Origin of the sequence: Rhodococcus sp. Ni2 (genome assembly GCF_021352185.1) — a bacterium.
GTDB lineage: Bacteria > Actinomycetota > Actinomycetes > Mycobacteriales > Mycobacteriaceae > Rhodococcus_F > Rhodococcus_F qingshengii.
This window is the reverse complement of record NZ_WOXZ01000001.1, coordinates 461,472-477,148: the sequence shown is the minus strand read 5'-3', so window position 1 is coordinate 477,148 and position 15,677 is coordinate 461,472. Positions and strand designations below refer to the sequence as shown.

Here is a 15,677-nt window from a genome sequence, read left to right as displayed (position 1 = left end):
GTTATCGAAAGTATGTTCGATTAAACTTTGAGCATGGACAGTCGGGAAGCGTGGCAGCTGGATGGCGAGGACCTCAAGAGTGAGGTTCTGGATCTGGTGCGCGCCCGACACGAGTTGCAGTCGCGGATGGTGTTGCTGATCGTGGAGATGTTTTCCCGGGAGGTTCTCGGTGGGAAGGGTTTTCGGGCGATCGCGCAGTGGTTGCATGGGTCGACGAATCTGGAGATCGGTGAGTGCAGTCTGCTGGTCGGGTTGGCGCGGTTGCTGATGCTCGAACCTGTTGTCGCGGATGCGTTTCACCGTGGTGACGTGGATGCGTTGAAGGCGCGGCAGGTGGCGTCGTTTTGTCAGCATCCACCCAAGAACATGACCCTGGCGGATGTGGACAAGGCTCGCGGGATCCTGCTTGGCCTGGCGTCGAAGAACATCGCCGATTGTGATGCAGTGCGGGCAGCGATCCGGCGGATCGAGAAGCAGTACGGCAAACGCGAAGACGGCGTTCCGGTGGGTGAGGATTCGGAGCGTAACGAGTTCTACGCCTCGAAAGGCTTGTACGGGCGGGTGACCGTGAAGGGCGACCTGGATGCTGTGAACGGGGCACGTCTGATCACGTTGCTGTCGAGCCTGTCGGCGCCGACGCCGGAGAAAGACGGCGTCAAGGACGCCCGCACGCCGGCATTACGACGGGCGGATGGGTTCTGCGAATTGTTGCGGCGGTACGAGCGGGCGGGGCTGGGTCCGATCGAAGGCGGAGTGAAACCGCACATCACAGTCACCGCCAGTGCAAAAGACATGACCGACCTCAAAGCATTGAAGGATCTACTGCCGTCGACTCAGGAACTGGGTTTCGCGTGGGCGGATTGGGTAGGTCCGATCAGTATCGATACTGCCCGGATGCTGGCGTGCGACTGCACGGTCACCCGGATTTTGTTGGACGAGAACGGTGTTCCGCTCGACTGCGGCAAAGAAGCAAGGACCGCGACGCTACCCCAGCGGCGGGCGTTGGCGGTTCGTGATGGTGGGTGTGCGTTTCCGGGATGCGGGACACCGTCGGGGTGGTGCGATGCCCATCATATTGTTCACTGGAACGATGGTGGCCCAACGGATCTCGACAATCTGATCTTGTTGTGCGGTCATCATCATCGGACGATGCACCACACCGAATGGCGGGTGGAGATCGGGCCGGATCGCAAATCGGTGTTCTATCCGCCGATGTCTGTTGATCCGTATCAGCAGCCGATCGGCGGGAACAGCCCACCCACCGCGGCGTGAATCGCGACAACTGAAGACGTGAGCACCGGGGCACAACCATGCCCCGGTGCTGACGGCTGTCTACTGTCAGAACGCTACTGTCAGAACGTGAGCGTGAGTCGCCCGTTCTCGTCGCTGATGTGAACAGTTCGCCCGATCGACGGAGGGTTGTCGCCGCGAAGCTGGGTCAGTTCGGCGGCATTCTCGGGACCGGTGTGACCGGCGACGCGGCCGCCGTCCGGCGTTGCCGCGATCACGAACCCGATCTCAGGCTCCCCGGTGCGGCCGTATTCGACAGAGGCCGTAACTATTTCCGCCGTGCCCGTGTAATCAGTGATCAGTTCCGGAACCTCCGCAGTTAGCGCGCGTGCGTCGGGATCACCGACGTACCCGCCAGCGTGAGCGGCGGACGACAGCAGTACGCAGTGCTGGTAGGTGAGGAATCCACCGTTGCCGTGGACGAGGGCAAGGTTCGCGCCGTCGCGAATTCGCCTGGTGACTTCAGCGACGGAATGCAGGGTGTAGCTGTTGAGCGGTCCACCGAAGAACGAGTGTCCTCCGGTGACGCTTGGGATCGCGGTATCGGGAAGTCCGAGTTCGCGGATCAACAGCTTGGGCACGATCGGGAAGCAGCTGTAGGCATCGACGATGTCGAGTGCGTCGGCGCCGACTCCGGCACCGTCGAGTGTGCGATGTACGGCGTCATGCATCGCGGCCGAGCTGTCGAAGCTGTTGCGGCTGAGTATGTCCAACGGATCACTCGCACCTGCGCCGCCCCAGAGGTACACCAGCTTGTTTTCATCGATCCCGAACTCGCGGGCCGTCGACAACGAGCAGACGACAACGGCCGCAGCCTGATTGACGAAAGGCATGGCGTTGAGCATCAGCGGGTACGGCTCGGAGACCATCCGATTGCCGGGGCCGACGGTGCCGATCTCGTCTGCCGATCGGATCTCCGACGTCCAGGAGGCGGGATTCTTCGAAGCCAGTTCCGAGAACGCGGCGTACATCCGCGCGGACCAGTCGAGCGATTCACGGGCGTCGTGGCCCTCGGCAGCACTGAAACAGTTCTCGAAGAGCGGGTAGACACGAGTCGGCACGATGAAACCGGCGCGCTGCATTTCGGGGCTTCCCAGGTCGGTCGGATCGAATCCGGGAGGCCCACCGGGCGCGGCTGTCCACCCGATCGAGTCGGGGGCGACTCCGGACTTTCGCAGCGCGGTGCTGCTGGCGTGCGATTCGCCGCCCACGAGCAGAGCAGCCGAGGATTCACCGCGAGCGATGGCCGCGCCGATCCGATCGAGGAGCGCCGCGGGCCAGTGGCCACCGATCGGCGAGGTAGAGGTGACCGTGGGGGTCGCGCCTAATCGTGAGGCAAGCAGCCCGGGGAGATCGTCGTACGACCAGCTGACTGTCTTGATCGCGAACACGGAATCGATCTGTGTTCCCAGTTCAGCGTGGCCACTGTCGTTCAACGCGGCGACGGTGGCGTCGTGAATCAGATCGAGGGGTTCGCGGTGCCCGTCGGCAGGATTCCAGCGCAGATCGCCGACGCCGACGATGACCGGGATTCGTGATGCGTCAACCATCATGTACCTCTCGTTGCCGACCCGTAGCCGGGAGTTGCAGTCACGATATCGGGGACCCTGGTATGTGTAACTCTGGGGTCACAGTCAACGATTTTCGGGTTCCTATTTAGGTATGCCTAACGAAAGTCCTATACTCGTCTTCATGACAGCTGTGGCAGAGAGAATTTCGGTGCCCGTGGGGCCGCGTTCCATCGATCACCCCTACTCGATGACAACGGTGACTCTGAAGCTCTCTCATCAGCGGCAGTGGGCCCCGCATCGTCATCCTGAACATGAGCTGATCTGGGGAAACTCCGGTGGAATGCTCACGGTTGTCGCTGACGGCATCACTTGGGAGGTGCCGCCTTCGGCCGGACTGTGGCTGCCTGCCGGGGCGTTGCATGCCGTGAAGGCCGGTCCGGGTACGGAGTTCTTCTGCACCTACTTCCGGCCCGAGGCTCACGAGGCGCCGTCGGGTGTTCCGGGCTTGTTCGGTGTCAGCGCTCTCCTGCGTGAGGTACTCCTGCACATGCATCGGCGGAACATGCCCGACGAGGCGCGCAGTCGCGCCGAGCGGGTGGCCTTCGACATGTTGCAGCCGCTCGAAGTTGCTGCGGTGGAGGTTCCGATGCCGACCGATCCGCGAGCGTTGTTCGTCGCCGAAGCGTTGGTCGCCAATCCGGCAGACCAGCGGTCGCTGTCCGAATGGGCGCTGACGGCTGGCGGTAGCGTCCGTACGCTGACGCGTGTGTTCGCGCAGGGCACTGGAATGACTTTTGCGCAGTGGCGAATTCAGGTACGTGTCCGCGCAGCATTGACGTATTTAGCTGCTGGAGTGCCGGTTTCGGTTGTCAGTAGGCGGGTCGGATACGAAACTCCGAGTGCCTTTGTCGCGGTGTTCCGCCGGGTCACCGGCCGCACACCCGGCAGCATGATGAACAAGCGGAGTGTGGCGCCCGAATCGGTGCCGTACCTTCTGCACGCATGAGTTGGGTTGCACCGGGCGGAAGTGCTCGGTGCAACCGTCGCGGTCAACTCCGCGGAGCGGACCACGCTTCCCACAGCTCCGCGTACCGACCCCCGAGGTTGACCAACTCGTCGTGAGAGCCGTGCTCGACGACGCGGCCGTGGTCCATCACCAGGATCTGATCGGCGTCGACGGCCTGTGAGAGTCGGTGTGCCACTGTGACAGCAGTGCGACCCCGGGTCAGAGCGAGAGCGGCATCGTCGAGGACCCTGGCTCCGGCGCTGCCCGCTTCGGCGGTCGCCTCGTCGAGAATCAGCAGCGGCGGATCCAGTAGTTCGATTCTTGCCAACGCAAGTTGTTGGGCCTGTGTTGCGGTCAGCCGGTGTCCACCGTCTCCGACCACGGTTTCGAGTCCGTCCGGGAGAGCCCGCAGCCAATCCGACGCGCCTACGGTATCGAGCGCCGCGGTGATGTCGTTGTCGGTTGCCGACGGGTCGGCCAGCCGCAGATCCTCGGCCAACGTGCCGGCGAAGACGTGGACCTCCTGAGTCACGAGGGCCACCGCGCTCCGAGATGTCGACGGTGGCAGTTCGTTCCGGGGCACCGTCCCGATCTTCACGACGCCTTCGGTCGGTTCGTAGGTTCCCGCGATCAGCTTTGCGACTGTAGATTTTCCGGCTCCGGTAGCGCCCACCAGTGCGGTGACGGTTCCTGCCGGAATGGTGATGTCGATGTCTCGCAGAACAGGAGCGTCGCCGCTTCGGTACGAGAATGTGACGCGTTCCAAAGAAGCTGAGCTGTCGACAGGTTCCTGCGGATCGGTCGGTGCAGATGGCACGGGCGCAAGCGTGACTCCGACCAGGCGAGCCAACGCGATTGTGCCTTCCTGCAATTCGTCGAACACGCTGAGAACTGCGCCCACCGGATCGAAGAGGCGGTGGAAGAACAGGGCTGCGGCTGTGGCGGCACCGATGCTGATCTGCCCGTCTTTCACCAGCCAGAAGCCAGTGATCAGCACGGCGGACAGACCGATGAACTCCGCGATGTTGAGCCGGCCGAAGAACCTGGTGCGTAGACGCGTGGTCAACAAGCTCAGCCGGACGGCCGTCATCGATCGGGATTCGATCTGTTCGAGATGCGACTCGGCCAGGCGAAGCGATCCGACGGTGTCGGAGTTGCTCAGCGAGTCCAGGAGCTGTTGCGCACGTGCACCTTCTGCCTCCCGCTCCTCGCGGTAGACCGGTGCCGACCTCGAGAGGTACCAGCGCAGCGCCTGGATCTGGATGGGTGCCGCGATCACCGCGGCGACGGCGAATCTCCAATCGAGGCTACCCAAGCCAATCAGCGTCAACACGATGGTCAGTGCCGCGGTGGCAAAAACCGGAAGTGCTTCGGATACGGCCCGGGTCACCAACCGCACGTCACCGGTGATGCGGGAGACGAGATCTCCGCGCCCGGCGCGTTCGACGTCGCTCTGCGGAAGGTCGAGAACCCGGACGACGACTTCTTCGCGAAGGTCGGCGACAACGCGCTCGCCGACGCCGGCGAGCAGGTAGTTGCTCACTCCGACGAGAAGGGATGAGGCAACCGCGATACCGACCAACGCGAGAGTCAGTGTGCCGATGCGAGAGACAGCGTCGCCGTCTGCGTCGGTCACGGCGTCGACCATGGCGCCGAGGACCAGCGGTGTGAGCAGACCGATCGCGGTCGCGGCGGTCAGGGTGACGACTGCTGCGATCGCGGAAATCCGGTGGGGTCCCATCAACCGAAGTGCCGCGCGCCGCGCTTGTTTCGGTGTTGCGGTGGGGAGTAGTTCGTTCACAGCTCGATCACCCGATCGCAGATATCGAGCAGCACGGGGCTGCTGGTCAGAAGTATTGTGGCGTGCGCCCCGCGTACCTCGGCGATCCCGCGAGCAATGCGCGCTTCGGTGACGGAGTCGACGGCAGTGGTGGGATCGTGCAGGACCAGGACGGGAGCTTCGCTCGCCAGTGCCCTCGCCAACGCGATGCGCTGACGCTGACCGCCGGACAAAGAATTCCCTTGCTCGGTGACTCGGGTTGCGAGGCCGAGCGGCAGTGCCGAGATCACTTGATCTGCCGCAGCAGCGGCGATGGCCTCGTCGTTGCGGCTGCCGATCGGTGCGAGGGCGTCGATGTTGTCGACGACTGTGCCGATGAACAGTGCCGCGTCGTGCGGTGCTGCCAGAACGTGAGTGCGAAGTTCGTCGATGTGCAGCTCGTGAATGGCGTTGTCGCCGAGATGAATTGTTCCGCTCGAAGGCTCGATTCGACGCGCCAGTGCGTCGACCAACGCATCCGCCCATGCGGCATTCTCGGTGACGATGCCGATGATCTCGCCGCGTTTGACGTCGAGATCGACTGGTGACGCTCCGGCCAACACGACGTCGCGCAGCGTCAGGAACTCGGAGTGATTCAGGGACACAGGTTCACCCGCGGGAGTGACAGCCTCGCCGGTCCCGAGAAGTGCTGCGACGCGGTTGGCGGAAGCACGCGCCCGTGCCAGACCGGCGCCGAAGTAGATGATGTCGATCAACGGACCCCGAAGGAACTGTGCCAGACCAACCACGGCAACGAATTCACCGACCGAGATGCTCCCGGACGCTGCCATCCGTCCGCCCACGTACGCGATGACGGCGAGGAAAGCGCCGGCGATCGCAACATTGGCGGCGGAGTACATCGCTTGGTATCTCTGTGCGCGAAGGGTTGCTTCCAACGAAGTCCGGCTGGCTCCCCGATACCGCTGCGCTGCAGCATCTCCGGCGCCGATTCCGGAAAGGATTCGGAGTCCGGAGAGTAGATCTGCGGCTAGCGCGCCGGCCTTGGCGCCCTGCCATTGATCGGTTTCGGCTCGGCGTTCGAGCGGCCGACTGACCACCTGCATGAGAGCCAGCACCGGGGGAGTGCCGAGGATGACGAGCAGGCCGAGTGGCACCGAGATCACCAGTAGCGAAATCGCGGCGGTCAGCACTCCGCAGGCGGCCGCAAGTTTGGTGCTCAGCGTGTGCGTGAATCCGGCCACCGAACCCGCGTCGGATGTTGCAATCGAGTAGACCTCGCCCGGCATACGCCGCGGCGACATGCCGTGCGGATCGAGGCCTCGGCGCGCGATGTCCATCCGCAAGCGACGTGCTCCGTGCTCGGTGACGGAATCGGAGATGCGCGCCGCGAAGCGCCAACTGAGCAACAAGCCGGTGAAGAGAATTCCGAGAACGAGGATCCAGTTTCCGAGCGCTGCGGCATCGCTGGTCGCCACAGCACGGTCGATCACTGCACCGATCACCACCGGCACCAACGCTTCCGCGACCTGGTGGCCGGTGAAGCCGACGGACGCGGCCGCCAGCTTGGCTCCGCGACCTTCGGAAGCGATCGCGCGTGTGATTACCTGACGCGGCGTGATCGCCGGGCTGGTTGGGGGACCGTTTGTCTCGGCCGAAAGAAGTGGTGTCGAAGGCACTGGGTCCACGCTAGGGATCGTGGGCGGTAGTCAGAAGTCACACCGGTGCCAATACTTGTCGTGAACAGGCCATACGTATTGCGTTGGCCGAATTGCGATAGTAGTTGGCCCCGTTGCAGCGGAGAAGGCATCGACTCATCGACGACACTGCAATAAATTAAGGTCTACCTTACTTAGCACGGGTTAACTATGTCCGGAAGTCGGATAGATCCTCGTGTTCGGGTCCGGTTCATGTTCCATCGATGTTGGAGATTGTTGTGAGTCTTGTGTTCGGCGAGGTACTTCACAAGGAGTACGTGACCCCGGGAATGGTTCGTATCGTGTTCGGTGGGGAGGAGCTGACCGCCTTCGAAACCACCGGTACCGGTGACGAATACCTGCGCCTCCACTTCCCGGTCCCGGCTACAGGCAAGTTCGTTCTTCCGGCGGAAGATCCGGATGCACCGCGCGGTTGGCGATACCCGGAGGGAGAGGAACCGTCCCCGTGCCAGCCGTACACCGTGCGACGGTTCGATTCCGAAACCAGCCGCATGACGATCGACTTCGTCGTTCACGAGGGTGGTATCGCCAGCGACTGGGCACAGAAGGCCGAGATCGGTGACAAGTTGGCGATCGGCGAGTCTCGTGGCCTCTACGAGCCCCCGGCCGACGCACGCTGGCAGGTGTTCGTCGCCGACGCGACTGGACTCCCCGCACTCGGGCGCTTGATCGAACAGTTGCCCGCCGGGATGTCGGCCAAGGCGATCGTCGAGGTGGTGGACGAGTCTCACAAGCAACAGATCACCTCGTCGGCCGACGTCGAGTTCATCTGGCTGGTCGGCAGTGGCAACGGTGTTGCACCGTCGAAGTTGCCGGACGCGGTTCGCGCGATGAACCTGCCCACCGAACTCGGATACGTGTGGGTTGCAGGCGAGAGCACGATGCTCCGTGACATCCGCAAGTACCTTCGCCACGAACTGAAGTTGCCGGGTGAGCAGTACAAGGTCATCGGCTACTGGACGTACAAAGCCGAGGTGTGGAACGCGAAGTACGAGGCCCTCGACGAAAGTGTCCGCGCGGCACTCGATGCGGCCTGGGAATCGGACCGCGACGAGGAAGAGATCCGCGACGAGGTCGAGAAGACTCTAGAGAGCGCCGGCTTGTGACCGTTGGATTCGACAAGAGTGCTGTCGACAGCGGTGCGGCGGACAAGAGCGCAGTCGACAAACACACCGAAGAACTGATCGACGAGTCGCTGCACGAGAAGCAGAAGCAACCGGACGGGCTGGTATCGACCAACTCTCGTCGTATGGCGGGTCTTCTGGTGTGCCTGGTGGTGCTCGCCGCCGTGCTCCTGCTGAGTATCGCGGTGGGATCGAAGACAATTCCGTTCGGCACCGTGATCGACGCGCTGGTGAACTACGACGATTCCAATGATCACGTGATCATCCGTGATCTGCGGCTACCTCGTACTCTGCTCGGTCTGATAGTCGGTATGGCACTGGGTGTGGCCGGTGGCCTCATCCAGGCGATGACACGAAATCCCTTGGCTGATCCAGGAATTCTCGGTGTCAATGCCGGCGCGGGCTTCGCGATGGTCGTTGCCGTCGCGGTCTTCGGCTTGACCAGCATCTGGTCGTACATCTGGTTCGCTTTCCTCGGAGCGGTGATAGCCACGGCGATCGTCTACACGCTGGGCTCGATCGGTCGAGGTGGTGCGACGCCCATTCGGCTGACGCTTGCCGGTGTTGCCATCGGCTCCGTGCTCGGCGGCATCTCGTCCGGGATCACCTTGCTCAACCCGACCGCCTTCGACCAGATGCGCCAGTGGAATGCCGGCTCACTCAGCGGGCGTTCGTTGGAAATCGTTCTCGCCGTCGCACCGTTCATTCTCATCGGGCTCTTCCTGGCGCTCGCGTTGGCGCGCCAACTCAACGCGGTGGCCCTGGGTGACGATCTGGCACGTTCGCTCGGTGCCAACATCACTCGTACTCGCATCCTCGGTGTCATCGCGGTGACATTGCTGTGCGGCGCGGCGACAGCTGCGGCCGGGCCGATCGGATTCGTCGGTTTGATGGTTCCGCACGTCGCGAGATGGTTCGTCGGACCGGATCAGCGATGGATTCTCCCGTACACGTTGGTGTGCTCGCCGATTCTTCTTCTCTTCTCCGACGTCGTCGGCCGAATCGTGCTGCGCCCGGGTGAACTTCAGGTCGGCATCGTCACGGCCTTCATCGGCGCTCCGGTGCTGATCATGCTGGTGCGTCGAAGCAAGGTGAGCGGTCTGTGAGCATCGATTTCGGGCGCGCCACCACGGTGGTGCGCTCACCCAAAGAAGGCTGGTCAGCGCGGATCGACGTCCGCACGGTCACAGTCTGCCTCGTCCTCGTTGCGCTTGCATTGGCCATCGGTGTCATCGCGCTCGGTAGTGGTGACTACCAAGTGCCGATCGGGGACGTCCTCGGTGCACTGTTCGGCGAAGCCCCCGCGCGTATCCACATGGTCGTCGTGGAATGGCGTCTGCCCCGAGTTCTGTTGGCGCTGATGCTCGGTGCGGCGCTCGGTATGAGCGGTGCGATCTTCCAATCGCTGACCAGGAACCCGTTGGGTAGCCCGGACATCATCGGCTTCAACTCCGGTGCGTACACGGGCGCTCTGGTGGTCATCCTCCTCATCGGTGGTACTTACTACGAGATCGCAGTCGGTGCTCTGGTGGGCGGAATCGCCACCGCAGCAGTTGTTTATCTCCTTGCGTACAAGCGAGGTGTGCAGGGATTCCGATTGATCATCGTCGGTATCGCCATCAGCGCGATGTTGGGCTCGGTCAACACCTGGATGATCCTCAAGGCGAAACTTGACGACGCCATGGCTGCCGCAGTGTGGGGTGCCGGTTCGTTGAACGGACTCGGCTGGACTCAGGTGTGGCCGGTGGTCGTCGTGCTGGCCATCCTCGTTCCGCTGATCCTGGTGTTGGGCAGGCGGATGCAGATGCTCGAGATGGGCGACGACGCCGCCAAGGCGCTCGGCGTCCGGGCCGAACCCACGCGGCTTTCCCTGGTTGTTCTCGGCGTCGCCCTGACGGCCATGGTGACAGCAGCGGCCGGTCCCATCGGGTTCGTCTCGCTGGCGGCTCCGCAGTTGGTGAGGCGATTGACCGGTAGTGCCGGAGTGACCCTGCTGCCGTCGGCAGCAATGGGTGGCGCGTTGCTGATGGTCAGCGACTGGGTGGCGCAGCGAGCTTTCGCGCCGACACAGTTGCCGGTCGGCGTCGTCACCGTCTCCATCGGTGGCATCTATTTCGTATGGCTTCTCGCGCGAGAGGCACGTAAGCAGTGATCGGTGAAGGAACGAGGAACAGCGTGAACGAGACAAGTACGGCCGCCGTCGTGGTCGAAAGGACGAATCGGCTTCGCGCCGAGGACGTCACGATCGGTTACGACAAGCGCGTCATCTCGGAACACCTCGACGTCGAAATCCCCGACGGTGGCTTCACCGTCATCGTCGGTCCCAATGCCTGCGGCAAGTCGACGCTTCTGCGTGCGCTGTCCCGGTTGCTCAAGCCAACCACCGGCAAGGTCCTTCTCGACGGTAAGACGATCACGTCGTACCCGGCAAAGGAAGTTGCGAGGCGACTCGGGCTTCTGCCGCAGACGTCGATCGCGCCGGACGGAATCAAAGTCGCCGATCTGGTTGCGCGAGGGCGTTATCCGCACCAGAAGCTGATCCGCCAGTGGTCCCGAGAGGACGAGGCCGCCGTCATCAAGGCGATGGAAGCAACCAAGGTCACGGATCTGTCGGCCAGGCCGGTCGACGAACTGTCCGGTGGTCAGCGCCAACGTGTCTGGGTAGCTATGGTTCTCGCGCAGCAGACTCCGTTGGTGCTACTGGACGAGCCGACGACGTTCCTCGACATCGCGCACCAGATCGAGCTGCTGGAACTCTGCCGCGATCTGAACGAGAACGACGGACACACGCTGGTGGCGGTGCTTCACGATCTCAATCACGCGTGCCGCTACGGAACTCACATCATCGCGATGAAGGACGGCGCGGTGGTCGCCGAGGGCCCGCCCGCGGAGATCATCACCGAAGAACTGGTGCAGGAGGTGTTCGGCATGGCGTGCCGCATCATCGACGATCCGGTTTCCCACACACCGCTGGTCATTCCGCTGGGACGCGAGCGTCAGCGAAACATCGAAGGAGCAAAGGTATGACACTCGTCCTGGATGCGCAGGTTACCGACACGGAGTGGGCTCAGATCGTCGACCGCATTTCGCGACGCCGATTCTTCGGTGGCGCAGCTGGTGTGGCTGCAGCATTGGCGCTGAGCGCCTGCGGAAGCTCCGATGGCGAATCCGACTCTGCCAGTGACACTCTCCCGTACACGTGGGCCGAGTTCAGCGGCGACGTTCCGCGCGACCCGAAGCGTGTGGTGGTGCTCGACGGCCGCGTCGACCTCGAATTCGCGATGATGATGGACTACCCGATCGTCGGATCGGGCAACTTCTGGTTCCCCGACGCCAAGGCAGGATTCCAGTTTCCCGGCCGCACCATCGAGGACGCGAGCTTCGTCAACGTCGCCGGCGACTTCTCCACCAACTTCGAGGCTCTGCTCGCTCTCGAGCCCGATCTGATCGTCATCACTGCGATCGGATACACCAGTGACTGGTACGGCACCGAGCGCTTGTCTTCCATCGCGCCGCTGTTGGTCGTCGGCGACGACGTCGAACCGATTGCCGGGCACCCGGTCGACTGGCGAGGTGCTCTGATGGCGCAGGCGAGCCAGCTCGACCGGGTGACGATCGCCGAGGCTTCCATTGCGGAGTACGACGACAAGCTCGCGAGACTGCGACCGATGTTGCAGGAGAAGCTGGGCGGAAAGAAGATCGTGTTCGGCGTTCAGACGCCGACGGGCTTCCTTGTGCATCAGCGGAATCTGCGAATCAGTGTTGCACTCGATGCCGGCCTGGACGTGCTTTTCCGTGACGACGACAATGCAGAGAACTCGTTCGAGTTGTCGTTCGAGCAACTCGACACCTTGGCTCCGGCGGATGTGATCATCGCCCAAGCACGCGATCAGGAAGCGCTCGACGCGATCAAGTCGCAGCCTACGTGGCAGCGGTTGCCTGCAGTTCAAGCGGGCAACGTGTTGACCAGCGACGCGCGATACAACCAAGGATTTGCGCTCACCGCGGCCATCTTCCTCGACGTTCTCGAGGAAGCGGCCGGACGAATCACTACTGGGCAGTAATTCAGGCGACGTTGCGGGCCTGGTCGAGTAGTTGTGCAACCTGCTCGAACCAGGCGCCGTAATTGGCGTAGGTGTTGGGACGCTTGTCGTCGAAGTCGATCACCTGGTTCGCGGTCACCGCGGGCAGCTTGACGAACACGGGTGATGCCGCGAATGCCTCTGCCGACTTCGCGAACTGGAACACGATGTCCGCCGGATAGTCCGGTACCTGTTCCCAGCTGAGATCGGCCCAGCCCTTGTCACCTCCCGGACCGGTGAACTTCACGCCCAGTTCCTTCAGGTAACCGAACTGAGCGAGCGCCGTTGTGCCTGAGTACAACTCGGAGCTGTCACCGTTCAGGGCGAGGACTTCGATGTCGTCGACCTTGGCCGCAGCAGTTCGGATGCGCTCTGCACCGGATTCGAATGCTTCCTTGCCCTCGCGTGCTGCGGCTGTGTCGGTGTTCCCGCCGAGTGCTTCGGCGAGTGAGGCGTACTCGTTCAACACGTCCGGTGTCGAGGCTCCGGAGAACTTGACGCCGACAAACGGTGCAACATTGTTGACGGTCTTGCCCATCGGCTCGTCCCACCAAGTCCATCGTGTCGGGTCGTCGCTGTTGCCGTACCCGATGACCAGGTCTGGGTCCAGCGCCGCAAGAGCTTCCGCGCTGAGTTCACCTTCACGGCCGACGACGGTCATCGTCGACTCGTCAGCGCGATCGGTGACGTCTGGATTGCCGACGCCGTAACCGAAGATGCCGACCGGCCGAATGCCGTAGTCCCACAGAGCCGCAGCGGAGTACGCGTCGACGACGATCCGCTCCGGGGCGTGGTCGAGGGTGATCGTGTTTCCGTATCCCGTTGTGTAACTCCAGGACTGGTCGGCAGACCTGGTCTCGGTAGAGGGCGCTGCGTCGCTACTTCCGCAACCGGCGAGTAGGAGCGTGGCGACGGCGGGTAGTGCGGCGAAGCCGGCGAGCCGGCGATTGATTTTCATGAGAACCTTCCGAACATGGCGAAATAAGCTAGGTAAGCCTAACCTGACATGTCATTCGGGTGTTCTCGGGGTCAGTTGCCCTGCCACATCTGAAGCCATTCGCTCCAGGACGGGGGAGTGATCGTTGGTCGAGGTGTTCCGCCACGAAGTCCGTCGAGCATGAAGTCGAGATAGCGCGTGTGTATTTCGGTGGCTCGATCACCCTCGATCGGCAGAGTCGGCCGCAGATGCACTGTCATGAGCATGACGTCAGCAGCAGTGAAGTCGGGCGGGACTTCGCGAGCGTCGATGCAGACGTCAACCATCGATTGCAGTGCGGCCTCCAATTCTTCGGCGGCACGAGTGACTTCGGCGTGTTCAGGTAACTTGCCGCCGAGGACCGGAATGAGCGGTCCCACTGATTCGGTGAGATATCGCGAGAAGAACGTCTTCAATACGGCTTCATCGGTTTTCGCGGTGCTCATGCACTCTCGGGCGAGGGTGGCGAGGTGGTCGATCGCCCAGACGCGCAGGGATTGCGCCAGTTCCTCCTTGCCTCGGTATCGGCGATAGATGCTGCCTACTCCCACTCCGGCCCGGGTGGCAATTGCCGATACCGGTGCATTCCAACCCTGTTCGGCAAAAATCTCGCGCGCTGCTCGCAGTACGGTGACGTCGTTGTCTGCGGCTTCTCGGGCGCGTCCGGGGAGGCTCGCATTCTCTTTCGCCATTCCCACAGGCTAGCAATGCATGGTTTACTCAATCGGAACGGAGTGTTCCGTTCCGATTCGATTCATGATTGGAGGAAGGTGTCGATGACAACCTTGGCGGAGGCGCCCACGCGATCCGGGAGCCGGGTGATCGCCGCGCTTGCGGGGGCGGTACTCGTCTACTCGCTCATGCAGACCATGCTGGTACCGGCGTTGCCGGTGTTGGGTGAGCATTTGGACACGTCCGTGGCGGTGACCGGCTGGATCCTGACGGCGTACCTGTTGGCGGCCGCGGTGATGGCTCCGATAGTCGGCGCGATGGGTGACCGATTCGGCGACAAGCGAGTCCTGGTGATCGTCCTGATCATCTTCGCTCTCGCGACATTTGCCGCGGCAGCCGCCCCGAATATCGGGGTGCTGCTTGTCGTTCGAGCTGTCCAGGGAGTGAGCATGGCGAGCTTCCCGCTTGCGATGGCAGTACTGCGGAGAACGGTAGTAGGTCCCGAGTTGTCTTCAGGGATAGGTTGGCTCGCTGGGACTTTGGGAATCGGTGCCGGAAGTGCACTGGTGATCGGCGGTGTCATCCTCGAGTATCTCAGTTGGCAGTGGTTGTTCGTGATCACCGGGATCTTGATCGTGCTCGCATTGGTCGCAGTGGTGGCCGTGGTTCCGGGCTCGCATCGCCGCCCGGGTATGCCGACGGACTGGGCCGGTGCCGGCGCTCTGGCGTTCGGATTGGTGAGCCTGCTGTTGGCGATCACGAAAGCCTCCGACTGGGGAGTTTTGTCGCTCGGATTCTGGGGTCTGGTGGTAGTCGCGTTCGTTTCGTTCGCGACACTGATTGCCGTCGATTCCCGCCACGACGCGCCGATCGTCGACATGCGAGTTTTTCGGGACAAGCCGATGATGATCACCAGCGCACTCACCCTGGTGTTCGGGTTCGTGCCGTACATTTTCTATCTCTGTCTGCCGCGGATCCTCCAGGCGCCGGAAACGTCCACGTATGGAAGCGGATTCACCGTTGTGCAGACCGGCTTGGCGCTCTTGCCCGCCGCTGTCCTCGTCTTTCTCGGTGGCCGCTTGACGCCGGCTCTCGCGCGGCGATTCGGGCCGCGGGTGCCCGCTGTCATAGCGCTGGCCCTCATGGCGGCGGGCGCAGTCGGACTCGCGATCTGGCCGAGTTCGGTGGTTGCGATCGTGGCGTTCTTTTCCCTCGTCGGATTGGGGAACGGCGTGGGGTTCGCGGTCTGTGCTCTGTTGGTTGCCTCGATCGTCCCGCCATCGGAAATGGCAGCAGCCAGTGGAGTCAACAGTGTGATCAGAACCGTCGGTTCGGCGGTGGGCGCCCCGGTGACCACAGCGGTCCTGGCGATCGGCATTTCCGGCGACTCGTTCGCGCTGGCGTTCGTGATGGGTGCCGTCATCAGTGTTGTCGCCTGTCTGCCGGCGATTGCACTTCCAGCGACGAGGACTGCACAAAAGGCGTGACTTATTGTAGGCTCCCCTAATCGAGACAGCGTGT

General features: G+C 62.8%; 13 protein-coding genes. 8 read left to right on the top strand and 5 right to left on the bottom strand.

Annotation, left to right across the window (positions count from 1 at the left end):
• Positions 1-33 precede the first annotated feature (33 nt).
• Positions 34-1,272 (top strand): HNH endonuclease signature motif containing protein, encoded by a 1,239-nt coding sequence (locus tag GN300_RS02160; RefSeq protein WP_063316778.1) that lies wholly within the window; start codon positions 34-36, stop codon positions 1,270-1,272.
• An 80-nt stretch (positions 1,273-1,352) separates the two neighbouring features.
• Here the strand turns inward: GN300_RS02160 and GN300_RS02155 are convergent, their stop codons facing one another.
• Positions 1,353-2,843: an acetyl-CoA acetyltransferase gene (locus tag GN300_RS02155; RefSeq protein ID WP_058037027.1), complete on the bottom strand. Its 1,491-nt coding sequence runs from the start codon at positions 2,841-2,843 to the stop codon at positions 1,353-1,355.
• Positions 2,844-2,982: 139 nt separating this feature from the next.
• Between GN300_RS02155 and GN300_RS02150 the strand changes: the two genes are divergently transcribed.
• A complete protein-coding gene (locus GN300_RS02150) occupies positions 2,983-3,807 on the top strand; it encodes an AraC family transcriptional regulator (protein WP_063316779.1) in 825 nt (274 codons plus the stop codon).
• A 43-nt stretch (positions 3,808-3,850) separates the two neighbouring features.
• On the opposite strand, the gene GN300_RS02145 is transcribed toward GN300_RS02150, so the two are convergent.
• Together GN300_RS02145 and GN300_RS02140 are read right to left on the bottom strand one after the other, a co-directional pair.
• Complete coding sequence (locus GN300_RS02145; protein WP_063316780.1) at positions 3,851-5,608, bottom strand: ABC transporter ATP-binding protein; 1,758 nt, start codon at positions 5,606-5,608, stop codon at positions 3,851-3,853.
• Entirely contained in the window at positions 5,605-7,263 is a 1,659-nt protein-coding gene (locus GN300_RS02140; RefSeq protein ID WP_233405561.1) for an ABC transporter ATP-binding protein, read from the bottom strand. Before GN300_RS02140 ends, GN300_RS02145 begins: the two co-directional genes overlap by 4 nt.
• Positions 7,264-7,520: 257 nt before the next feature.
• On the opposite strand from GN300_RS02140, the gene GN300_RS02135 reads away from it, so the two are divergent.
• From GN300_RS02135 to GN300_RS02115, 5 genes are read left to right on the top strand one after another with little or no spacing between them, the layout of a single operon-like run.
• Positions 7,521-8,408, top strand: a complete 888-nt coding sequence (locus tag GN300_RS02135; protein WP_003946220.1) for a siderophore-interacting protein — start codon at positions 7,521-7,523, stop codon at positions 8,406-8,408.
• Positions 8,405-9,532: a Fe(3+)-siderophore ABC transporter permease gene (locus tag GN300_RS02130; protein WP_003946222.1), complete on the top strand. Its 1,128-nt coding sequence runs from the start codon at positions 8,405-8,407 to the stop codon at positions 9,530-9,532. The genes GN300_RS02135 and GN300_RS02130 overlap by 4 nt, the downstream gene beginning before the upstream one ends.
• Complete coding sequence (fepG, locus tag GN300_RS02125; protein ID WP_003946259.1) at positions 9,529-10,578, top strand: iron-enterobactin ABC transporter permease; 1,050 nt, start codon at positions 9,529-9,531, stop codon at positions 10,576-10,578. Before GN300_RS02130 ends, fepG begins: the two co-directional genes overlap by 4 nt.
• Positions 10,579-10,601: 23 nt before the next feature.
• Positions 10,602-11,453 (top strand): ABC transporter ATP-binding protein, encoded by an 852-nt coding sequence (locus GN300_RS02120; RefSeq protein ID WP_042449225.1) that lies wholly within the window; start codon positions 10,602-10,604, stop codon positions 11,451-11,453.
• Positions 11,450-12,490 carry an ABC transporter substrate-binding protein gene (locus GN300_RS02115; protein WP_050654511.1) on the top strand — a complete coding sequence of 347 codons (1,041 nt, stop codon included), beginning with the start codon at positions 11,450-11,452 and terminating at the stop codon, positions 12,488-12,490. The genes GN300_RS02120 and GN300_RS02115 overlap by 4 nt, the downstream gene beginning before the upstream one ends.
• A 1-nt stretch (position 12,491) precedes the next feature.
• On the opposite strand, the gene GN300_RS02110 is transcribed toward GN300_RS02115, so the two are convergent.
• The gene (locus GN300_RS02110) at positions 12,492-13,466 is read right to left on the bottom strand and encodes an ABC transporter substrate-binding protein (RefSeq protein WP_063316782.1); all 975 of its coding nucleotides are present in this window, start codon (positions 13,464-13,466) and stop codon (positions 12,492-12,494) included.
• A 71-nt stretch (positions 13,467-13,537) separates the two neighbouring features.
• On the bottom strand, positions 13,538-14,176 hold the full coding sequence (locus GN300_RS02105; protein ID WP_030536301.1) for a TetR/AcrR family transcriptional regulator: 639 nt from the start codon (positions 14,174-14,176) through the stop codon (positions 13,538-13,540).
• 84 nt (positions 14,177-14,260) lie between these two features.
• Here GN300_RS02105 and GN300_RS02100 point away from each other — a divergent pair, with 84 nt between their 5' ends.
• Positions 14,261-15,643 (top strand): MFS transporter, encoded by a 1,383-nt coding sequence (locus GN300_RS02100; RefSeq protein ID WP_063316861.1) that lies wholly within the window; start codon positions 14,261-14,263, stop codon positions 15,641-15,643.
• Positions 15,644-15,677 lie beyond the last annotated feature (34 nt).

Coding starts and splice junctions, on each gene's coding strand:
- GN300_RS02160 (WP_063316778.1), top strand. CDS start 34: ATGGACAGTCGGGAAGCGTGGCAGCTGGATGGCGAGGACCTCAAGAGT.
- GN300_RS02155 (WP_058037027.1), bottom strand. CDS start 2,843: ATGATGGTTGACGCATCACGAATCCCGGTCATCGTCGGCGTCGGCGAT.
- GN300_RS02150 (WP_063316779.1), top strand. CDS start 2,983: ATGACAGCTGTGGCAGAGAGAATTTCGGTGCCCGTGGGGCCGCGTTCC.
- GN300_RS02115 (WP_050654511.1), top strand. CDS start 11,450: ATGACACTCGTCCTGGATGCGCAGGTTACCGACACGGAGTGGGCTCAG.
- GN300_RS02110 (WP_063316782.1), bottom strand. CDS start 13,466: ATGAAAATCAATCGCCGGCTCGCCGGCTTCGCCGCACTACCCGCCGTC.
- GN300_RS02105 (WP_030536301.1), bottom strand. CDS start 14,176: ATGGCGAAAGAGAATGCGAGCCTCCCCGGACGCGCCCGAGAAGCCGCA.
- GN300_RS02100 (WP_063316861.1), top strand. CDS start 14,261: ATGACAACCTTGGCGGAGGCGCCCACGCGATCCGGGAGCCGGGTGATC.